We start from the raw sequence: 18859 nt of genomic DNA, 5'->3' as shown, positions 1-18859 counted from the left end.
TTCCGCGAGAGGGGCGGTCACTTGTAACGGATTCCGATGAGGCGCTGAAGGAGGATGAACGCGAAGAGCAGACCACCAATCACGATCTTGGTCCACCAGGAGTTGAGGCTCCCATCGAAGGTGATGAGCGTCTGGATCACGCCGAGGACCAGCACGCCGAGCACCGTGCCGAAGACGTAACCCGCGCCGCCGGTCAGCACCGTGCCACCGATGACGACGGCGGCGATGACGTCCAGCTCCATCCCCACGCCGATCAGCGGCGCGCCGGAGAGGGTGTAGAACGACAGCAGGATCCCGCCGATGGCCGAGCACAGACCACTGATCGTGTAGACGGCGATCCGGGTCCGCCCCACCGGCAGGCCCATCAGCAGCGCCGACTGCGGGTTGCCGCCGATGGCGTACACGTTGCGCCCCAGCCGGGTGTAGGCCAGCGTGTACGCGGCGATGACGACCACCACGAAGGCGATCAGCACGCTGATCGACACGAAGTTGCCCCGCGGGTTCCCGATCCGCTCCTGCGACATCGAGGTCCAGAACCCGTCGGTGATCGGGATCGACGCGCCGGAGATGAAGGTGCACATGCCCCGGGCGAAGAACATCCCGGCGAGCGTGACGATGAACGGCTGGATCTCGAAGAAGTGGATGACGCAGCCCATCAACAGGCCGAGCGTCGGGCCGATGAGCAGGGCGATGACCAGCACCAGCGCCGCCGGCATGCCGTCCTGCAGCAGCGCCGCCGACACCATCGCCGTCATCGCGACCACCGAACCGACCGACAGGTCGATACCACCGGTGAGGATCACGAAGGTCATGCCCACCGCGACGACGAGCAGGAAGCCGTTGTCGATGAAGACGTTGAAGATGACCTGGACGTTGGAGAACGCCGTGTACTGCGAGACGCCGATGGCGTACATCACCAGCAGCAGGGCGAGCGTCGCCAGGACCGGTATCTGCTTCCTCGGCAGCCGGAACCGGGTACGACCGGCGGTAAGCGTTCCAGTGGTCATGCCGGCACCTGCTCCTTCGGCTTGTCGGCGATGGTGGCGGGCGGCGGGACGTTGCGCCTACGTCGGCTGAACCGGGCCCGGAAGGCCGGCGCCTGGATGAGGCAGACGGCGATGACGACGACCGCCTTGAACAGCAGCGAGGTCTGCGGTGAGATGTCCATGGCGTACACCGTGGTGGTCAGGGTCTGGATGATCAGCGCGCCGATGATCGTGCCGCTGAGGAAGAACCGGCCACCCGCGAGCGACGTACCGCCGATGACGACCGCGAGGATCGCGTCCAGCTCGACCCACAGGCCGGCGGCGTTGCCGTCGGCGCTGGAGACGTTTGCGGTCATCATGAACCCGGCGACCGCGGCGCACGCGGCGCTGATCACGTACACCAGGAAGATGACCCGGCCGGACCGGATGCCGGCGAGCCGGCTGGCCATGGCGTTGCCGCCCACCGACTCGATGATCATGCCGAGTGCGGTGCGACGGGTGAACGCGGCGACCAGCAGGGCCGCGGCGAGAGCGATGAAGATGGCCAGCGGCAGGGTCAACGCGTGGCCCAGGCCGATCGCCCGGTACGGCTCGGAGTTGATGGTGATGATCTGGCCCTCGGTGATCAGCTGGGCGAGACCCCGGCCGGCCACCATCAGGATCAGGGTGGCGATGATCGGTTGGATACCGATCACGGCCACCAGCACCCCGTTCCAGGCGCCGAGCACGAGCGAGACACCCAGCGCCATCGCGAGGGCGGTCATCACCACGCCAAGGCTGTTCTGGTCGGGCTGCTTGCTGATGTACATGCAGGCGATCGCGCCGCTGATCGCACAGAGCGAGCCCACCGACAGGTCGATGCCGCCGGTGGAGATGACCAGGGTCATGCCCAACGCGACGAGGATCAGCGGTGCGCTCAGCCGCAGGATGTCGATCGGCGTGCCGTACAGGTGCCCGTCCTTGAGCTCGATGGACAGGAACCCGGGCCGGTAGATCGTGTTCGCGGCGAGCATGACGAACAGCACGGCGGCGGGCCAGAACAGCCGGTGACCGATCATCGTCCGATAGCGGCTCATGGTGTCGTTCATCGGTCTGCCTCCTCCCGGTGGGATCCGCTGGCGATGGTCTGCATGATGCGGTCGGCGTCCAGGCTCTCGTCGTTGGCGAGCTGCGCGACCATCTGCCGGTCCCGCATGACGGCCACCTTGTGGCTGAGGCGCAGCACCTCCTCCAGCTCGGCGGAGATGAACAGCACCGCCATGCCCCCGTCGGACAGCTGCGTCACGAGCTTCTGGATCTCGGTCTTCGCGCCGATGTCGATGCCCCGGGTCGGCTCGTCGAGGATCAGCAGCCGTGGCTCGGTGATCAGCCACCGGGCCAGCAGCACCTTCTGCTGGTTGCCGCCGGAGAGGTTGCGTACCGGCACCTCCGGGTCGGCGGGCCGGATGTTGAGGGCCTTGACGTACTTGTCGACCAGCTCGTCCTGGCGGCGACGCGGAATGGGCCGCAGCCAGCCGCGTGCCGCCTGCATGGCGAGGATCATGTTCTCGCGGACCGACAGGTCCGCGACGATCCCCTCGGCCCGGCGGTTCTCCGAACAGAAGCCCACGCCGTGGTCGATGGCCTGCGCGGGGGTGCGCAGGCTGCTCGCCGTGCCGTCGATCGCCACCTGACCGCCGTCGGTCCGGTCCGCCCCGAACAGCAACCGCGCGACCTCGGTACGCCCCGAGCCCAGCAGGCCGGCCAGGCCCACCACCTCGCCGGCGTGGATGGTGAGGCTGAACGGCTCGACCGCACCCGACCGACCGAAGTTCGACACCGCCACCAGGGGGGTGCCCTCCTCCAGCGCGGCCAGGTCCCGCCGGGAGTGCTCCTCGATGCCCTCCAGGACGTCGAGCTCCTTGCCGATCATCTTCTCGACCAGGGAGAGCTGGGGCAGCTCGGTGGTGAGGTACTCACCGACGAGCCCGCCGTTGCGCAGCACGGTGATCCGGTCGGCGATCTCGTAGACCTGGTCGAGGAAGTGGGTCACGAACAGGATCGCGATTCCCTCGTCGCGCAGTTGCCGCATGATGCGGAACAGCTGCGCCACCTCGCCAGCGTCGAGGCTGGACGTCGGCTCGTCCAGGATCAGCACCCGGGCCTTGATGTCGATGGCGCGGGCGATGGCGACCATCTGCTGGATCGCGAGCGAGTACGAGCCGAGTGGCGCGCTGACGTCGAGGTCGAGGTCGAGGCGGGCCAGCAGGGCCCGGGCGCGGCGGCGGACCTCACCCCAGCGGACGGCGCCGAGGAGCCGAGGCTCACGGCCGATGAAGATGTTCTCCGCGACCGAGAGGTTGGTGCAGAGGTTGACTTCCTGGAAAACGGTGCTCACACCGGCGGCGGTCGCCTGCATCGGCCCGGTGAACGACACGGGCTCACCGTCGAGGGTGATCGCGCCCTGGTCGGTGTCGTAGACGCCGGTGAGCACCTTGATGAGGGTGGACTTGCCGGCGCCGTTCTCGCCCATCAGGGCGTGCACCTCGCCGGGGAAGAGCCGGAAGTTGACGTCGTGGAGTGCGCGCACCCCGGGGAAGGACTTGCTGATCCCGGTCATCGTCAGGACCGGACGGCTATCCGTCATCCCATCAGACCTCTTCTGGGTTGTCGACACGGAAGGGCCGCTACGCTCCCGCCACGCCCGCCCGGTCGTCCCCTGAGGGGCCGCTCGGGCGGGCGCGGTTCGGAGGTCGTCGCGGGCCGAGCCCGGTCCGTTTCGGGTAGGGAAGCGACGCGGCGGGGCCGCCACGCGAACGCGGCGACCCCGTCGTCGATCAGTACTTACGGTTGGGCAGAGCTTCCTTGGCCTGCTCGGTCGTGAAGGTGGTCTCCTCGGTCTCGATCCGAGGCGGCACCTCCTCGCCCGCGTGGACCTTCTTGGCCAGGTCCATCAGCTGCGGGCCGAGCAGCGGGCTGCACTCCGCGATGAAGTTGAACTTCCCGTCGGCGAGAGCCTGCATGCCGTCCTTGACGGCGTCGACAGTGATGATGGTGATGTCCTTGCCGGGCACCTTGCCAGCGGCGGTGATCGCCTCGAGCGCGCCCAGACCCATGTCGTCGTTGTGCGCGAACAACACGTCGATCTTCGGGTTGGCCTTGAGGAACTGCTCCATGACCTGCTTGCCGCCGGCGCGAGTGAAGTCACCTGGCTGGGAGGCGATGATCTTCAGGTTCGGGTTGGCGGCGATCGCCTCACCGAAGCCCTTCTTGCGATCGTTCGCCGGCGCCGCACCGGTGTTGCCCTGCAGCTCGACGATGTTCACCGGGCCCGAGGCGGTCTTCTTCTGCTCGACCAGCCACTCACCGGCGAGCTTGCCCTCCTTGACGAAGTCCGAGCCGAGGAAGGTCTTGTACAGCGACTTGTCGGCCGAGTCCACCGAGCGGTCGGTCAGGATGACCGGGATGTCGGCGTCCTTGGCCTCCTTGAGCACGGTGTCCCACCCGGACTCCACCACCGGCGAGAAGGCGATGACGTCGACCTTCTGCTGGATGTAGTTGCGGATCGCCTTGATCTGGTTTTCCTGCTTCTGCTGAGCGTCGTCGAACTTCAGCTCGATGCCCGCTTCGGCTGCGGCCTCCTTGATCGAGGTGGTGTTCGCGGTACGCCACCCGCTCTCCGCACCGACCTGGGAGAAGCCCATCGTGATCTTGCCGTCGTCCTTGGTGCCGCCGCCGCCGGTGTCGCTATTGCCGCAGGCCGCCACGCCGCCGACCAGCAGCACGCTGGCGAGGACCGCGGCAGCGCGCCACGGAGCGGACTGCGTTCGCATCTTTCCCATCGAATCTCCTTGGCTGGATGTGGTGGGTAACCGCGCCAACCGCCGAGGTGCGAAAGAGCGGCGTACGCGGGTGGTGCGTGCTGGTGCGTCGTGGTGCAGACCGACGGGTCTCGGATGATCGGTGCAGGGGTCAGGAACCCGCCGGTGCGACTGGTTGTTGACCGTAGACGTTCTGGTAACGGTCATAAAGAGCATCAATGTCTGCCTGGGCCATCGGGACCGGCTGCCCAAGGGTGTGGGCGAGGTGCGCGGTACGGGCCACGTCCTCGCACATGACCGCCGCCTTGACCGCCGCGCGGGCGTCGCGGCCGATGGTGAACACGCCGTGGTTGCGCATCAGCACCGCGGGCGAGCGGTGCCCGGCGAGCGTGGCGACGATGCCCTTGCCGATGTCGTCACCGCCGATCAGCGCGAACGGGCCGATCGGGATCTCCCCACCGAACTCGTCGGCCTGGGCCGTCAGGTGGCAGGGGATCGACTCCCCACACGCGGCCCAGGCGGTCGCGTACGAGCTGTGCGTGTGCACGACCCCACCGACCTCGGGCATGGCCCGGTAGACGTAGGCGTGGGCGGCGGTGTCGCTGGACGGGGCGAAGTCGCCCTCGACGAGAACGCCGTCGAGGTCGCACACCACCATCGTGGCTGCGGTGAGGTCGTCGTAGCTCACCCCACTCGGCTTGATCACCATCAGGTCCTGGCCCGGGACCCGCGCGGAGACGTTGCCGGACGTCCAGGCGACCAGGTTGTACCGGGTCAGCTCGGCGTGCAGGCGGGCGACGGTCTCGCGCAGCTCGGCGATCTGTCGGGTCACCTCGGCGTTCACGCCACCACCTCCAGCGGGGCCTCGTGGGTGGTCGCGGCGGTCTCGACCGCCGCGTTGCGGATCGCCCGCAGGCGGAGCATGACGTCGTTGCCGCCACGTCCGAAGTGGTCGTGCAGGGCCCGGTACTCGGCGTAGAGGGCGTCGTAGGCGCGGGCCCGCTCGGGGTCCGGACGGTAGACGGCCTCGTGCACCCGACCCATCGCCTGCGACGCCTCGTGGATCGAGGGGAACTCGCCGGCGGCGACGGCGGCGTGGATCGCCGAGCCCAGCGCCGGCCCCTGCGCCGAGGCGATGATGTTCAGTGGTCGCCTGGTCACGTCGGCGTAGATCTGCATCAGCAGCGCGTTGTTGGTCAGACCACCGGCGATCACCAGGTCGTTCACCGGGACTCCGGCGTCGACGAACGCCTCGATGATCATCCGGGTGCCGTACGCGGTGGACTCCAGCAGGGCCCGGTAGATGTCCGCCGGCCGGGTGGCCAGGGTCATGCCGACGATCATCCCGCTGAGGTCGTGGTTGACCAGCAGGGAACGGTTGCCGTTCCACCAGTCCAGCGCGATCAGGCCATGCCCGCCGACGGGCTGACTCGCAGCCAGCTCGGTGAGGCGTTCGTGCGAGTCGACGCCGGCCGGAGCGGCGTGCTCGACGAACCAGCCGAAGATGTCGCCGACACCGCTCTGCCCAGCCTCGTAACCCCACGCGCCGGGGCTGATGCCGCCGTCCACCACACCGCACATGCCGGCCACCTCGGCGACCTCCGCGCCGTTGACGACGTGGCAGGTCGAGGTGCCCATGATGGCGACCAGCCGACCGGGCTGCACCGCCTGCGCGGACGCCGCGGTGACGTGCGCGTCGACGTTGCCGACGGCCACCGCGATCCCCTCCGGCAGGCCGGTCCAGGCGGCGGCTTGGGCGGTGAGCGAACCGGCCCGGGCGCCGAGGGGCAGCAACGGACCGTCCAGCTTGGCCACGAAGTCACCGAAGTTGGGGTTGAGCGCGGTCAGGAAGCCCTCGGAGGGGTAGTGACCGTCCTGCAGGATGCCCTTGTAGCCGGCCGTGCAGACGTTACGGGTCTCGGTGCCGCAGAGCTGCCAGACGATCCAGTCGGCCGCCTCGATGAAGCGCTCGGCCCGGTCGTAGACCTCCGGGTCCTCCTCCAGGATCTGCAGACCCTTGGCGTACTGCCACTCGGCGGAGATCTTGCCGCCGTACCGGCCGATCCACGGCTCGGCCCGCTCATGGGCCAGCGCGTTGATCCGGTCGGCGTGCGGCTGCGCGGCGTGGTGCTTCCACAGCTTGACCCAGGCGTGCGGTCGGTCGCGCAGCTCGGGCGTCTCGCACAGCGGGGTGCCGTCGGCGAGCGTCGGCAGCACGGTGCAGGCGGTGAAGTCGATGCCGATGCCGACCACCGCCGCCGGGTCCACCCCCGCGGCGGACACCGCCGCCGGGACGGCGTACCGCAGAACGTCGCGGTAGTCCTGTGGGTTCTGCAGGGCCCAGTCCGGGGGCAGCGTTCGACCTCCCGGAAGCGCAGTGCTGATCACGCCATCGCCGTACTCGTGCACCGCGGTCCCCAACTCGGCACCATCGCCGACACGGACCACCAGAGCTCGCCCGGACAGGGTGCCGTAGTCGACACCGACGACGTAGCGGTCGTCAGCTCCGTCCACACGGTTCATGTTCACCTCCACCGTTAACGGGGATAGTGTTAACGCTCACATCCAGGCTCGTCAAGACATCTACCCGCAACAGCTCCGTAACGGAACGCGGAAGGCGGACCGACTCGGGAGGGTAGATAGCGGACCGGTGCAAACCCCAAGATTCCACCCTCAACTGCGACAGCCATCCGACGAATGGGGCCCGCCTCCGGCACGAGTGCCACCCGGAGACCCGTCGACCGGCGGCGCGACAGGTCCAGTGCGCCGCGCACCGTGGCGTTGCCGTCCGATAGCGACCACTTCTCCCCACGGCGATGATGGCAGCGATAACATTCCCAGGGCGTCGCGGTCGCGTGCCCGGATCTGCCCGACAGCCATCGACGACCATGCGGGCTCATGACTGAGCGCTCCGGAGGGCGACCCACCCACCGCAAAGCCGGACGGCATGCCTGTGTTATCGATAACATTCAACGTCTTGGTGTGCCCGCGTCCCCCGGTCGGCGCCCGCGCCCAACGGCGCGTCGGGCGGCCCCGGAAAGCAAGATCCACTCGCGCTTCTTGAAGTCGCGGGGCCCGTGGCGGCGTGATCGGCCGAATTCACGAAAGCCGAGCTGATCACGCACTCACGTCGGCGCTCCGCCGCCCGATCACGCACTCGCGTCGGCGGCCCGACGCCCGATCACGCACTCGCGGTCGCCGACCCGCCGGTCGCACTACGCCACGAGCCGGCGGCCCGACCCCTGTGGGCCGAGCCGCCGGCTCTCCGCCTGCGTTGGCGGGACCGAGCGCTCCGGACGGATCAGGCCGTCCGGTTGCGGTTGTACAGGGCCTTGGCCCAGAGGAAGCAGCCCACTGTGATGACGGCGCACCAGACGACCGCGATGATCCCGTTGGCGCCGATCCCGGTACCCAGCAGCAGGCCGCGAAGGGTCTCCATGACGGGCGTGAAGGGCTGGTAGTCCGCGAACCACCGCACCGCGGTCGGCATGGAGTCGGTGGGGACGAACCCGCTGCCGAGGAACGGCAGGAGGATCAGCGGCATGGGGAGGTTGCTGGCCGTCTCGACGCTGTCACTGACCAGGCCGAGGGCGACGGACAGCCAGGTGAGCGCAAAGGTGACCATGGCGAGCACGCCGATCGCCGCGAGCCACTCGACAGCGTTGGCGTTGGGCCGGAACCCGACCAGCAGCGCCACGAGGATGACGGCCACGAGGCTGAGCATGGTCTGCACCAGGCTGCCCAGTACATGACCCGTCAGGACCGACGGTCGGAAGATCGACATTGTGCGGAACCGGGCGATGATCCCCTCGGTCATGTCCATCGCGACCGAGATGGCGGTGCCCTGCGCAGCGCTGACCACAGTGATGAGCAGGATGCCGGGGGTGACGTAGTTGGCGTACTGGGACCGGTCCCCGGACGGGCCGAGACCGGCGCCGAGCGTGCCGCCGAAGACGTAGACGAAGAGCAGCAGGATGATGATCGGGATGCCGATGAGCAGGAACGTCATCGACGGATACCGCCGCATGTGCAGCAGGTTTCGCCGCAGCATGGTGCTCGAGTCGCGGACGGCGAGGGAGAGGGTGCTCATCGCGCGGGAGCCCTTTCGTGGTCGGTTCGGCTGGCCCGGGTGTCGGGCTGACCGGTGAGGGTGAGGAAGACGTCGTCGAGGTCGGGGGTGTGCACGGAGAGCCCCGCCACGCTGATCGAGGCGCGGTCGAGCTGGTCGAGCAGGGATCGCAGCGACCCGACCCCGCCGTCACTCGGCACCTGGAGGGTGAGCGCCGCGTCGTCCCGGGTGGCGGCGTCGAACGTCCGGGCCGCCGAGTCGAGCCCTTCCTGGTCGGCGAACTGCAACACGACGTGACCGCCCGGGATGAGACGCTTGAGTTCGCGTGGCGTGCCCTCGGCGATCAGTCGGCCGTGGTCGAGGAACGCCACCCGGTCGGCGAGTTGGTCGGCCTCCTCCAGGTACTGCGTGGTGAGCAGGATGGTCACGCCCTCGGCGGCGAGCGCGCGGATGATGTGCCACATGGCCCGGCGGCTGCGCGGGTCGAGGCCGGTGGTCGGCTCGTCGAGGAAGATGACCCGGGGCTCGCCGACCAGGGTCATCGCGAGGTCGAGCCGTCGGCGCATGCCACCGGAGTACGTCGACACCGGCTTGCCCGCCGCCTCGGTCAGGTCGAACTGGTCGAGCAGGTCGCCGATCCGCCGCCGACCGGCGGCCCTGTCCAGGTGGCACAGGTCGGCCATCAGGATCAGGTTCTCCCGACCGGTGAGCAGGTTGTCGACGGCGGAGAACTGGCCGGTGACGCCGATCAGCGCGCGTACCGCGTCGGGTTCCCGGGTCAGGTCGTGGCCGAAGATGCGGGCGTTACCGCCGTCGGCGTCGATCAGGGTGGAGAGGATCTGCACGGTGGTCGTCTTGCCGGCGCCGTTCGGACCGAGCAACGCGAAGATGGTGCCCTCGGTGATCATCAGGTCGATGCCGTTCAGCACGACCTTGTCGCCGTAGGACTTGCGCAGGTCGGTGGCGACGATCGCGGGGTTCATGGAGCTGGTCATGGTCTCCTCATCTGTGGTCGGCGGGGCGGTGGGTCAGGCGCGGCGGATCATGATGTCGCCGTAGGACGTGTTCGCCCGGACCTCGACCGTCTCGTCGGTCTGCGCCGGGCTGTCGGTCGACTCCAGCGCGTTGTGCACGCGGCCGTGCTTGGAACTCACGTCGAGCCAGGCGGCGGTCCCGCGACGGATGCCGACCTCGATCGCGCCGAAGGAGGTCTGTGCGTCGATCGCGCCGCGGGTGACCGCACCGAGCCGCAGGTTGCCGTAGGCGGTGCGCGCCGTCACCGAGGCCTGCGAGGCGTCCACTGTGATGTCCCCGTAGGCCGTGTTGATCCGCACGTCGCCACCGCTGTGGCCGATCCAGCAGTCGCCGGACGAGTTCTTGATCTCGGCGGTGCCGTCGACCGTGCCGATGCGCACCTTGCCGGACGAGGCCTTCACCCGGGCGGAACCCAGCACACGCTCGACCGCGACCTCGCCGTGGCTGCTGTCGATCTCCAACGGCCCGGTCTCGTCGAGTCGGATGCCGCTGCCGGTCTTGATCCGACACTCGCCGAGCCGACCCTCGCAGCGGAACGCCGCCCACGCCGCCTCGGCGTACACCCGTGACCCGGTCGGCAGCTCGATCTGGACGTCGACCGACGGGCCGGGACCGAACCCGTAGCGGCGCCAGCTCTTCGGCACCCGGATCACCAGTCGCCCGGCGGTGAACTCGACGGTGCTCTGTTCGGCGGCGCTCACGTCGGCCTTGCTCGACGGGTCGCGGGGCCGCACCGTCACGACCGTGTCGGTGCGGTCGCTCGCGGCGATCCAGGCATCGCCGATCGGCAGGTCGATCTGGACGGAAATCGGTTCTGGCGTCTCGAAAACAGGCATGGTGGTCTCCCGAACTGTGGTCGGCGGAGGTCGCCGCTGGTCGGCGGCGTGGTGGTGGAAGGGGTACGGGAAGTTAGCGGGCCCAGCCGGTGAAGTGCTGGCCGGAGGTCGGCTCCACCCGGCGGGGTGGACGACGCTGCGTATCGCCCGCCCCGATGGCACCGGCGACGGCGCGCACCAGCCAGGCGTTGACCGAGAGCCCGGCGCGGCCGGCGGCGTCCTCGACGCTGGCCTTCAGGTGATCGGGGAGCCGCAGGTTGATCCGCGAGGTGCCGCCCTCGTCACCGTCGGGCGCGGACACCGGCACCGACAGCGGTGGCGGGCCGCTGGGCTCGCTCGCCACCGCGACCGGCGGGCTGGCCGGCGTCACCACGAAGTCGGGCTCGCGCCCGCGCAACCGAACGTGCACCGAGCCCGGTGCGAGGTCGCGGGTGATCTCGTCGGCCGCGTCCGACAGCGCTTCGAGCAGCGTGAGACGGGTGGCCGCCTCCAATTGCGCGAAGAGTCGTTCGGCCAGCGCTCGGGCCTCCGGGTCCACGCCCTCCGCGGCCACGGCGAACTCGTTACGAAGGTTCTCGACGTATGACCTCAGCTCCATGGCACCATCATGGCACCACTTTGGCTCAGAGTGCAACAGGCATGGCTCAGGAAGATGCCGCCGCCTGGCTCCGCCGGGGTTCACCTGACTCTCAGACGTCGCCGAAAAGCCTCCTGACCAGGTGGTTCGCGTCCTCCTGGCTCAGGCCGGAGGCGACCAGGAGGTCACTGACTGTCGTCCGGACCTGTGCCACCACCACCGCACCGGAGAAGCCAACGCCGTCCCGATAGGCGTGGCCGGCCGTCCGGACCGCTCGTAGCGCCTGCTCCCGGGCCCGGTTCGGCTCGGCGCCAACGGCGAACTGCCGCTTGAGCAGGCGGACCGCCTCGGCGAGATCGGCCACCGCCGTCGGCAGCGACTCCGGCACCGGCTCGCCGTCCTCGATGAGCGTCACCGATCGTCGGATCAGGGTGCCGCTGTTGCGCATCGCCCGGTCGATCGGCTCCGCCGCCTGCGCGTAGCGGCCCACCGGCCCGTGCCGTTGATGCCAGTACACCGGTGACAGGGTGCTCGCCTCCTGGGCGCCCTGGGTCGCCTCGACGAACGCCTTCAACCGGCTCGCGCTCTGCCGCAGCTCACCCCGGGCGGTACGGGCCAGAGCGGCATCCCGCTCGGCCAGCGCCTCGGCGGTGGCGTCAAGCTGGGTCGCGAGAAGATCCAACGCCGGCCGCGCGGCCCGGTTGAGCACCCGCAGCGGGTTCAACGGCAGCAACACGGCGGTGACCAGCAGCGCCACCCCTCCCCCGACGAGCGCATCCACGAACCGGGGAATCTCCAGATCCCGGACGGCCGGGCTGAGCGTGGCGATGAGCACCGCCGTCGCCCCGGCCTGGATCACCACCGCCGCGCTACCCACGAGGAAGAGCGCGACGACGATCGCCAGCACGACGATCAGGGCGAGCTGCCACCACCCGGTGCCGATCACCAGGAGGAGCAGGTCGCCGATCAGCACTCCGACGGTGACCCCGATGATCAGCTCGACGGTGCGACGCAACCGCTGGCCGACCGATGCGGCGAGCGTCGAGACGGCGGAGATCGGCGCGAAGACCGGCTGCGACACCTGGAGTAGCGAATGCGCCACCAGCCAGGACAGCGCCGCGGCCAGGCCGGCCTGCAGGGCCAGGCCGCCGATGGTTCGTACCCGACGGACCCGGTCGCGCAACGCGGCCACCAGGCGGTCCCACCACCGGGCGACGGTCGACGGGCCCGCGTCCGCTCCGCGCCGACCGGCAGCGACCATGGCGGCACCTACCCCGCCACGGCCGGATCAATCCTCGCCGGCATGGCCCGGCCGGTGACCGCCGGTCGGGCCCGGCCTGGGCGGGTAGCGCCCCGGCCGGCCGAGATTGAGGGCGTCCGGATCGGGTAGACCCGGCTCTGCCGTCACCGCGGTCGGCGGCCCGGCGCGTGACGTCGGGCTGGGTCGCGGGACAAGGGCTGCGAGACGCCTCGGGAGGACGAAGGATGGATCAGCGCGGTTGAGCGGGCTGGACGACTCCGGTGACGTCGTGGAGCTACGGGTGCACGGAGTCTCCGGCGCGAGCGCCGCACAGGTGCTGGACCTGCAACAGACCGGGCAGGTAGCCGGTGACCGCAGTGGCGGGTTCTACCGGCCGCGCCCCCGGAACTCAGACAGCGCTGGCGTGCACGGCGTGACGCTTGAGGCGTACCGCTGGGGTGACCTGCCCTCCGGGACCGTGGCCCGCACCCTGGCGGTGGTCTTCCTGCTCCCGTTCATGCTGGTGAACGTCGCGATCTGGATGCGCCCGGCGAACCCACGTTCCGAGGCGACGGTCAAGTCCCTGTGCCGGGTGCTGGCACTCACGCTCACCGTGTTGTACGTGCTCGCCATCGCCGGGGTCGCCCTGGACCTCGTCGGTTGGAAGTGCCTGGCCGCGCCGGACTGCCTGGCGGGACGCAGTTGGTTGTCCTGGTTGGGTGGACGCCCGGTCGGACTGCGGCTGGCGGTGCTCGCGCTGGTCCCGGCCGCCGCGGTCGGTCTGATCTGGCGGGTCAGCTGCCGTCCGGGGCGGACCTTCGAGGCGTTCCGGGCGCCTGATCAGGGCACCTCCGCGTCTCGGCTCGGCACGGTCGGCCAGTGGGACGCCGAGCCACTGGTGGGCCGGTTGCGCGCCATCCACGTCGCGGCCGCCTTCGCGACGCTGGACCTCGTCCTGCTTCTGGCCCGGGGCGCCAGTGACGCCTCGCCGGCCACGATCGCGCTGACGGCGATCACGGGGGTGATCCTGACGGGCTGCGTGGGACTGCTCTGCACACCGCCGATGATGGACAGGGCCCCCGGCGACCAGCGGCTCGACCGGGTCACCCGCACCCTCCGGAGCGCTGCCATCGTCCTGACCGTGGTCGTCGTGGCACACGTGCCGACCAGCTCGCAGCCGTGGCCGCAGGAGCACGGGCTCCCCGGCTACGACCCGACCCTGGCCGGTCTGTTCGTGGCGCAGACGACGCTGTTGGCCGCCCTGGGCGTGGTGCTGCTCTGGCACCGGCGCCGGGACCACGGCGCCACCCCGCTGTTCGGGCTGGGCGCTCTCGTTGTCGCCGCCACCGGGATCAGCATGGCGGTGGCGTACTCCGCCGAACTGGTCTACCGGGTGGCGGACTTCCTGGACCGCGGCGTGTCCACCGGAGCGGGCATCGCCTCCGGCCCACCCCGCGCCTACACCTGGGCGATCTACGGCTTCTTCCGCGCGGTGCTCTTCACCGCGATCGTCGCCGGCCTCGTCATCCTGATCTCCCGCCGCGGTCGACGGCGGGCCGCCGCGGCGATAGTCGCGCGCGACTTCCCGAACCCGCCGGCCGAGGCAGGGCCCCGACTGCGGCAGGTCCGAGACGCGATAGCCCGGGCTCGCTTCACCGAGAAGCTGGTGCCGTTGGCAGTGCTCTACGGTTGCCTCGCCGGACTTGGCACGGCCACCACCACCATCGGCCTGCTGGGGCAGGTCCCGGGCGACGTCATCGAGCGGAACATCGGATTCCCGGCGGGCGCGATCACGTTCGTCATCGCGTTCGGTAGCTGGGTGATCGCGGCGATCATCCTCGGTCTGATCATCGGCGGCATCTTCGCGTACCGCACCGAGCCGTACCGCCGGCACATCGGTGTCCTCTGGGACCTCGGCACCTTCTGGCCCCGGGCCGCCCATCCGTTCGCACCGCCCTGCTACTCCGAGCGGGCGGTGCCGGAGTTGGCCCGCCGGATCACCTATCTGGTCGAGCGCGGCGACGCGGTGCTGCTCACCGGGCACAGCCACGGCTCGGTTCTGCTCGCCGCCACGGTGCTCCAACTGCCGCCGAAGGTCGGCGACCGGGTCGCCCTGCTCACCCACGGATCCCCGCTGCGCCGCCTCTACGCACGGCTCTTCCCCGCGTACGTCGACGACGCGGCACTGCACGAGATCGGCCGGCGGGTGGGTTGGCGCTGGGTGAACCTGTGGCGCGACACCGACCCCATCGGTGGCTGGATCTTCTCGCCACGTCCCGCACCCGCGCCCACCGGTGACCCGGCCGCCGCGGTGGATCGTCGACAACGTGATCCCCGTGACGTGGTGACACCCCCCGGGGACAGCGTCGCCCCACCCATCCACGGGCACTGGCCGGGCGAGTCGGACGAGCCGTTCACCGAGGCGGTACGGGAGTTGGTGCAGCGCCTGGGTGGGCGGGCCGGCCCGCCCAGGACGCCGCGGTAGCGGGCCGGCTCAGTGTCCCCGGCCCGCCCGGGCACGCCAGTCGTCCAGGGCGGTGCCGGCGAGGCTGGCACCGTCGGCCGGGACGAGCGAGCGTTCGCCCAGCTTGGCACCGAAGTAGCGGGCGTCGGGGTCGGCCACCACCGAACGAGGATCCTGTTGGTCGGCGAGGAGGGACCGGCCCAGTTCGTCGAGGCGGAACTGCTCCGGCCCGGCGACCTCGACCACGGAGTTCGTCGGCGCGCCGAGCGCGACCTCGGCTACCGCGGCCGCGACGTCGTCCGCGGCCATCGGTTGAATGAGTACCGGCGCGAGGTGCACGGTGTCGCCGTCCGTGGCGGTGTCGATGATGCCCTGAAGGAACTCGAAGAACTGGGTGGCGTGCACCACCGAGTACGGGAGTCCGGACGCGACGATGAGCTTCTCCTGGGCGACCTTCGCGCGCATGTACCCGCTGTCCGGGATCCGGTCGCAGCCCACGATGGAAAGCGCCACGTAGTGGTTCACCCCGGCGTCCGACGCGGCGGCGAGGAGTGTCCGGGTCGAGGTCTCGAAGAACTCCAGTACGGCGGCGTCCTCGAACGACGGCGAGTTCGACACGTCGACGACGACCTCGGCGTTGGTGAGCGCATCGGCCACTCCCTCGCCGGTAAGGGTGTTCACCCCGGTCTTCGGCGATGCCGGCACCGCCTCGTGGCCCTGGGCGCCGAGGCGGTCCACGAGCTTGGAACCGATGAGGCCGCTGCCCCCGATGACGACGATCTTCATGGCCGCACCACGTCCTGTCTGCACTGGGTTGAATCGTGCTGCAAACCAGTAAGACGGAAAGCGTGCACGGATGCAGGACAATCGCGGGAGAACAGTTCGACGGAGATCAGGAGGTCGACGTGGCCAAGGTGTCCCATCCGGTGTTCGCTCGGGTCTACGAGCGGCTCAGCGTCGCCATGGACCGCGCCGGCACTGCGGCGTTCCGGCGGGACCTGGTCGCCGGTCTCTCCGGCCGGGTGATCGAGATCGGCGCGGGCAACGGGCGGATGTTCGCCCACTATCCGCCGGGGGTGACCCAGGTCCTCGCGGTCGAACCGGAGCGGCGTCTGCGTGCCGCTGCCGAGCGCGCCGCGTCTGCCGCGCCGGTTCCGGTCACGGTCGTCGACGGTCTGGCCGAGGCGCTGCCCACCGGGGACGGCGAGTTCGACGCGGCGGTGGTCGCGTTGGTGTTGTGCACCGTGCCCGATCAGGTGAGCGCGTTGGCCGAGATCAGCCGGGTGCTGCGTCCCGGAGGCCAGGTGCGGTTCTTCGAGCACGTGGCCGCCGAGGAGGCCACCGGTCTGCACCGCGCCCAACGACTCCTCGACGCCACACTCTGGCCGAAGCTGTTCGCCGGTTGCCACACCAATCGCGACACCGTCGCCGCCATCGTGGCGGCCGGCTTCGAGGTGCAGGAGCTGCGCAAATTCCGTTTCCCGGCCACCAGCAACAGCCCCTCCTCCCCCTGCGTCCTCGGCCGCGCGGTCAGGCCGCTCCCAACGGGCCGGCGGTAGGCCGAGGTTCGGCTCGACCGCTTGGCCGCACCCGCCCGCCTGTCGCGGAAGCGGCAAACAAGAACGCGAAGGTTAGTCCAATTCAGATAGATTCACTTCGGCTATTGTCCCAATTTGCCCTCATTTGAACACCTGACGTGATGTGGTGGTCAGCGCGCTTATCGGCGCCATACAGGCCGTATCACGCAGGACGCCGCTCGCTCGGACGTCTCCTGCGAGTAGTACCCACGGAGGGTGTTCTGTGACAGCTGAACCCAAAAATTGGCTACGGCGGCGAGTTGTCCTGCCGTCGCTCGCGGCTGGCGCAGCCGCCACAGTGGCGGCCAGCCTGCTGCTCTTCAGCTCGACCGCCGCAAACGCGCAGGAAGCACCGGTCAACCTGGGGACGGCGGCCGACTTCTCCGTCCTGGCTGGAGCGGAGCCCACAAACACCGGCCCCAGCTTCCTGGCCCAGAGCCTCGGGCGGTTCCCCGGAAACACCCAGTCCGGATTCGAAACGGCAACCATCGGCGGCGAGGTACACCTCGGTGACGCGGTCGCACTACAGGCCCAGAGCGATTTGACCATCGCCTTCAACGACGCCGCCGGCCGGACCCCGTTCACCATCCTGCCGGCCGAGCTGGGTGGCAACACGCTCAACGAAGGGGTCTACCGGATCGGAGCCGCCCAACTGACCGGACCGTTGACGCTCAACGGCCAGGGCGACCCGTCGGCCGTGTTCATCTTCCAGGTCGACTCCTCGCTGACGACGGCGTCGAACAGCAGCGTCGTCCTGATCAACGGGGCTTCGGCCTGCAACGTGTTCTGGAAGATCGGCAGCTCGGCGACGATCGGCACCGGCACCACCTTCGTGGGCACCATCATGGCTCAGGCCGCGATCACGATGGCCACGGGCGCGACCCTCCAGGGCCGAGCGCTGGCGCGTACCGCCGCCGTCACCCTCGACACCAACGTCATCACCGCGCCGAACTGCGCCGGGCCGACGGGCCCGCCCGGACCGACCGGCCCACCCGGGCCCACCGGTCCGCCCGGCCCGTCCGGTCCGCCCGGCAGCCCCGGAGCACCCGGTAGCCCCGGTGCACCTGGCAGCCCCGGAGCACCCGGTAGTCCCGGCGCACCCGGCAGCCCCGGAGCGCCCGGTAGCCCGGGAGCGCCTGGCGCACCCGGCAGCCCCGGAGCCCCCGGAGCCCCCGGTAGCCCCGGTGCACCTGGTCCGTCCGGACCTCCCGGAGCGCCTGGCAGCCCCGGTGCACCTGGCAGCCCTGGCGCACCCGGTCAACCTGGTGGCGGCGGCAAGCAACCCATCCTGCCGGTCACCGGCGGCGGTGCGGTCCCGGCCATGACCGGCGTCGGAAGTGTGCTGGTCGTGCTGGGCGCGGTCGCGTTCTTCCTGGCCCGGCGGCGACGCCTGGAGTCCTGATCGGCGGCCCGGCCGGTGTGATCCCGGCCGGGCCACGTCACGTCGTCGGCCCACTCCTCACCGGGAGCGGGCCGACGACGCGTTCGCCACGGACGAGCCCCCAGCTCGCGCATGGCGTCGTCCTCGCGCTCGTGCGAGAGGTAGAAGCAGGATCCGTGGCCGGGGGTCGCCGAGGCGCACCAGGTAGGTCCGCGCGGCCTCAGCGGCGGGGCAGCCCGGCCAGCCAGACGTCCAGCTCCGCCGGGGAGCGCAGTAACACCACGGGCGGCGCGGACGGGTCGGCCTGCCAGGCCCGCATCCGCCGTCGGGCCCGGCCGAACGCGGTGACGTGCCACACCAGGATCGAGTCCGGGGACAGCACACTGCTCAGCGACTCACGGTTGCCGTTGCAGATCACCTCGCCGGTGACCACCCGGCGGACGGTGCGGCGGAGCAACCGCCCGAACGAACGCCATCGTGGATAGTCCAGGCCGACGACCAGGTCGGCGCGGGCCATCGGGACGTCGCGCCAGCCGTGGTACGCCCCGTCGATGATCCAGCGGTCCCGTCGGCAGATCTCCTCGATCCGGCTGCGCTGCTGGGTGACCGGCACCTCGACCCAGCCCGGTTGCCAGAGCAGATCGTCCACCGGATACCAGGGCAGTCCGAGGTGTTCGGCCAACCGCGCCGCGAGAGTGGACTTGCCGGAGCCGTACACCCCGTAGACCAGGATGCGACGCGGTGCGCTCATCGCGGCAGCGTACGTCGTGAAGGAAAATCAGTTGTCGTGCCTGGCGCGCCTCGGCCAGAGTGACGTCCATGACGTACTGACGGACTCCACCCCCTGCTCCGCGCCACCGGTGATGCCTCCCGGGGGCCGTGACGCCGTCCGCT

The 18859-nt window shown here is 70.0% G+C and carries 16 protein-coding genes; 3 read left to right on the top strand and 13 right to left on the bottom strand.

The features are described from left to right. Window positions 1-17 precede the first annotated feature (17 nt). From yjfF to GA0070561_RS15680, 11 genes are all read right to left on the bottom strand, one after another. Window positions 18-1007 carry a galactofuranose ABC transporter, permease protein YjfF gene (gene yjfF / locus GA0070561_RS15730; protein ID WP_091401158.1) on the bottom strand — a complete coding sequence of 330 codons (990 nt, stop codon included), beginning with the start codon at window positions 1005-1007 and terminating at the stop codon, window positions 18-20. Continuing rightward, complete coding sequence (locus tag GA0070561_RS15725; protein ID WP_091401155.1) at window positions 1004-2074, bottom strand: ABC transporter permease; 1071 nt, start codon at window positions 2072-2074, stop codon at window positions 1004-1006. Before GA0070561_RS15725 ends, yjfF begins: the two co-directional genes overlap by 4 nt. Beyond that, on the bottom strand, window positions 2071-3612 hold the full coding sequence (locus tag GA0070561_RS15720) for a sugar ABC transporter ATP-binding protein (RefSeq protein WP_091401153.1): 1542 nt from the start codon (window positions 3610-3612) through the stop codon (window positions 2071-2073). The genes GA0070561_RS15725 and GA0070561_RS15720 overlap by 4 nt, the downstream gene beginning before the upstream one ends. 190 nt (window positions 3613-3802) lie before the next feature. Next, entirely contained in the window at window positions 3803-4807 is a 1005-nt protein-coding gene (locus GA0070561_RS15715; RefSeq protein WP_373861706.1) for an ABC transporter substrate-binding protein, read from the bottom strand. Between the two features lie 130 nt (window positions 4808-4937). After that, window positions 4938-5630, bottom strand: coding sequence for an L-ribulose-5-phosphate 4-epimerase (locus GA0070561_RS15710; protein WP_181518457.1), 693 nt, complete (start codon window positions 5628-5630; stop codon window positions 4938-4940). Further along, window positions 5627-7309: a ribulokinase gene (gene araB / locus GA0070561_RS15705; protein ID WP_091402164.1), complete on the bottom strand. Its 1683-nt coding sequence runs from the start codon at window positions 7307-7309 to the stop codon at window positions 5627-5629. Before araB ends, GA0070561_RS15710 begins: the two co-directional genes overlap by 4 nt. A gap of 778 nt (window positions 7310-8087) precedes the next feature. Continuing rightward, entirely contained in the window at window positions 8088-8876 is a 789-nt protein-coding gene (locus tag GA0070561_RS15700; protein ID WP_091401151.1) for an ABC transporter permease, read from the bottom strand. After that, complete coding sequence (locus GA0070561_RS15695; protein ID WP_091401148.1) at window positions 8873-9850, bottom strand: ATP-binding cassette domain-containing protein; 978 nt, start codon at window positions 9848-9850, stop codon at window positions 8873-8875. The genes GA0070561_RS15700 and GA0070561_RS15695 overlap by 4 nt, the downstream gene beginning before the upstream one ends. 33 nt (window positions 9851-9883) lie before the next feature. Then, on the bottom strand, window positions 9884-10726 hold the full coding sequence (locus GA0070561_RS15690) for a DUF4097 family beta strand repeat-containing protein (RefSeq protein ID WP_091401146.1): 843 nt from the start codon (window positions 10724-10726) through the stop codon (window positions 9884-9886). Between the two features lie 73 nt (window positions 10727-10799). Then, the gene (locus GA0070561_RS15685; RefSeq protein ID WP_091401144.1) at window positions 10800-11324 is read right to left on the bottom strand and encodes a hypothetical protein; all 525 of its coding nucleotides are present in this window, start codon (window positions 11322-11324) and stop codon (window positions 10800-10802) included. 91 nt (window positions 11325-11415) lie between these two features. Then, window positions 11416-12564, bottom strand: coding sequence for an FUSC family protein (locus GA0070561_RS15680; protein ID WP_091401142.1), 1149 nt, complete (start codon window positions 12562-12564; stop codon window positions 11416-11418). Between the two features lie 238 nt (window positions 12565-12802). Here GA0070561_RS15680 and GA0070561_RS15675 point away from each other — a divergent pair, with 238 nt between their 5' ends. Continuing rightward, window positions 12803-15028, top strand: a complete 2226-nt coding sequence (locus GA0070561_RS15675) for a hypothetical protein (protein ID WP_091401141.1) — start codon at window positions 12803-12805, stop codon at window positions 15026-15028. A gap of 9 nt (window positions 15029-15037) precedes the next feature. On the opposite strand, the gene GA0070561_RS15670 is transcribed toward GA0070561_RS15675, so the two are convergent. Further along, entirely contained in the window at window positions 15038-15793 is a 756-nt protein-coding gene (locus GA0070561_RS15670; protein ID WP_091401139.1) for an SDR family oxidoreductase, read from the bottom strand. 119 nt (window positions 15794-15912) lie between these two features. Between GA0070561_RS15670 and GA0070561_RS15665 the strand changes: the two genes are divergently transcribed. Together GA0070561_RS15665 and GA0070561_RS15660 are read left to right on the top strand one after the other, a co-directional pair. Beyond that, the gene (locus GA0070561_RS15665; RefSeq protein WP_244166254.1) at window positions 15913-16566 is read left to right on the top strand and encodes a class I SAM-dependent methyltransferase; all 654 of its coding nucleotides are present in this window, start codon (window positions 15913-15915) and stop codon (window positions 16564-16566) included. A 316-nt stretch (window positions 16567-16882) separates the two neighbouring features. Then, the gene (locus GA0070561_RS15660) at window positions 16883-17986 is read left to right on the top strand and encodes an ice-binding family protein (RefSeq protein ID WP_244166252.1); all 1104 of its coding nucleotides are present in this window, start codon (window positions 16883-16885) and stop codon (window positions 17984-17986) included. A gap of 199 nt (window positions 17987-18185) precedes the next feature. Here the strand turns inward: GA0070561_RS15660 and GA0070561_RS15655 are convergent, their stop codons facing one another. Beyond that, window positions 18186-18716: a P-loop NTPase family protein gene (locus GA0070561_RS15655; protein ID WP_091401135.1), complete on the bottom strand. Its 531-nt coding sequence runs from the start codon at window positions 18714-18716 to the stop codon at window positions 18186-18188. Between the last annotated feature and the right edge of the window lie 143 nt (window positions 18717-18859).

The sequence above is a fragment of the Micromonospora saelicesensis genome, from assembly GCF_900091575.1.
Lineage (GTDB): Bacteria > Actinomycetota > Actinomycetes > Mycobacteriales > Micromonosporaceae > Micromonospora > Micromonospora saelicesensis.
Note: the sequence above shows the minus strand (reverse complement) of the source record. Positions and strands in the feature narration are given on the sequence as shown.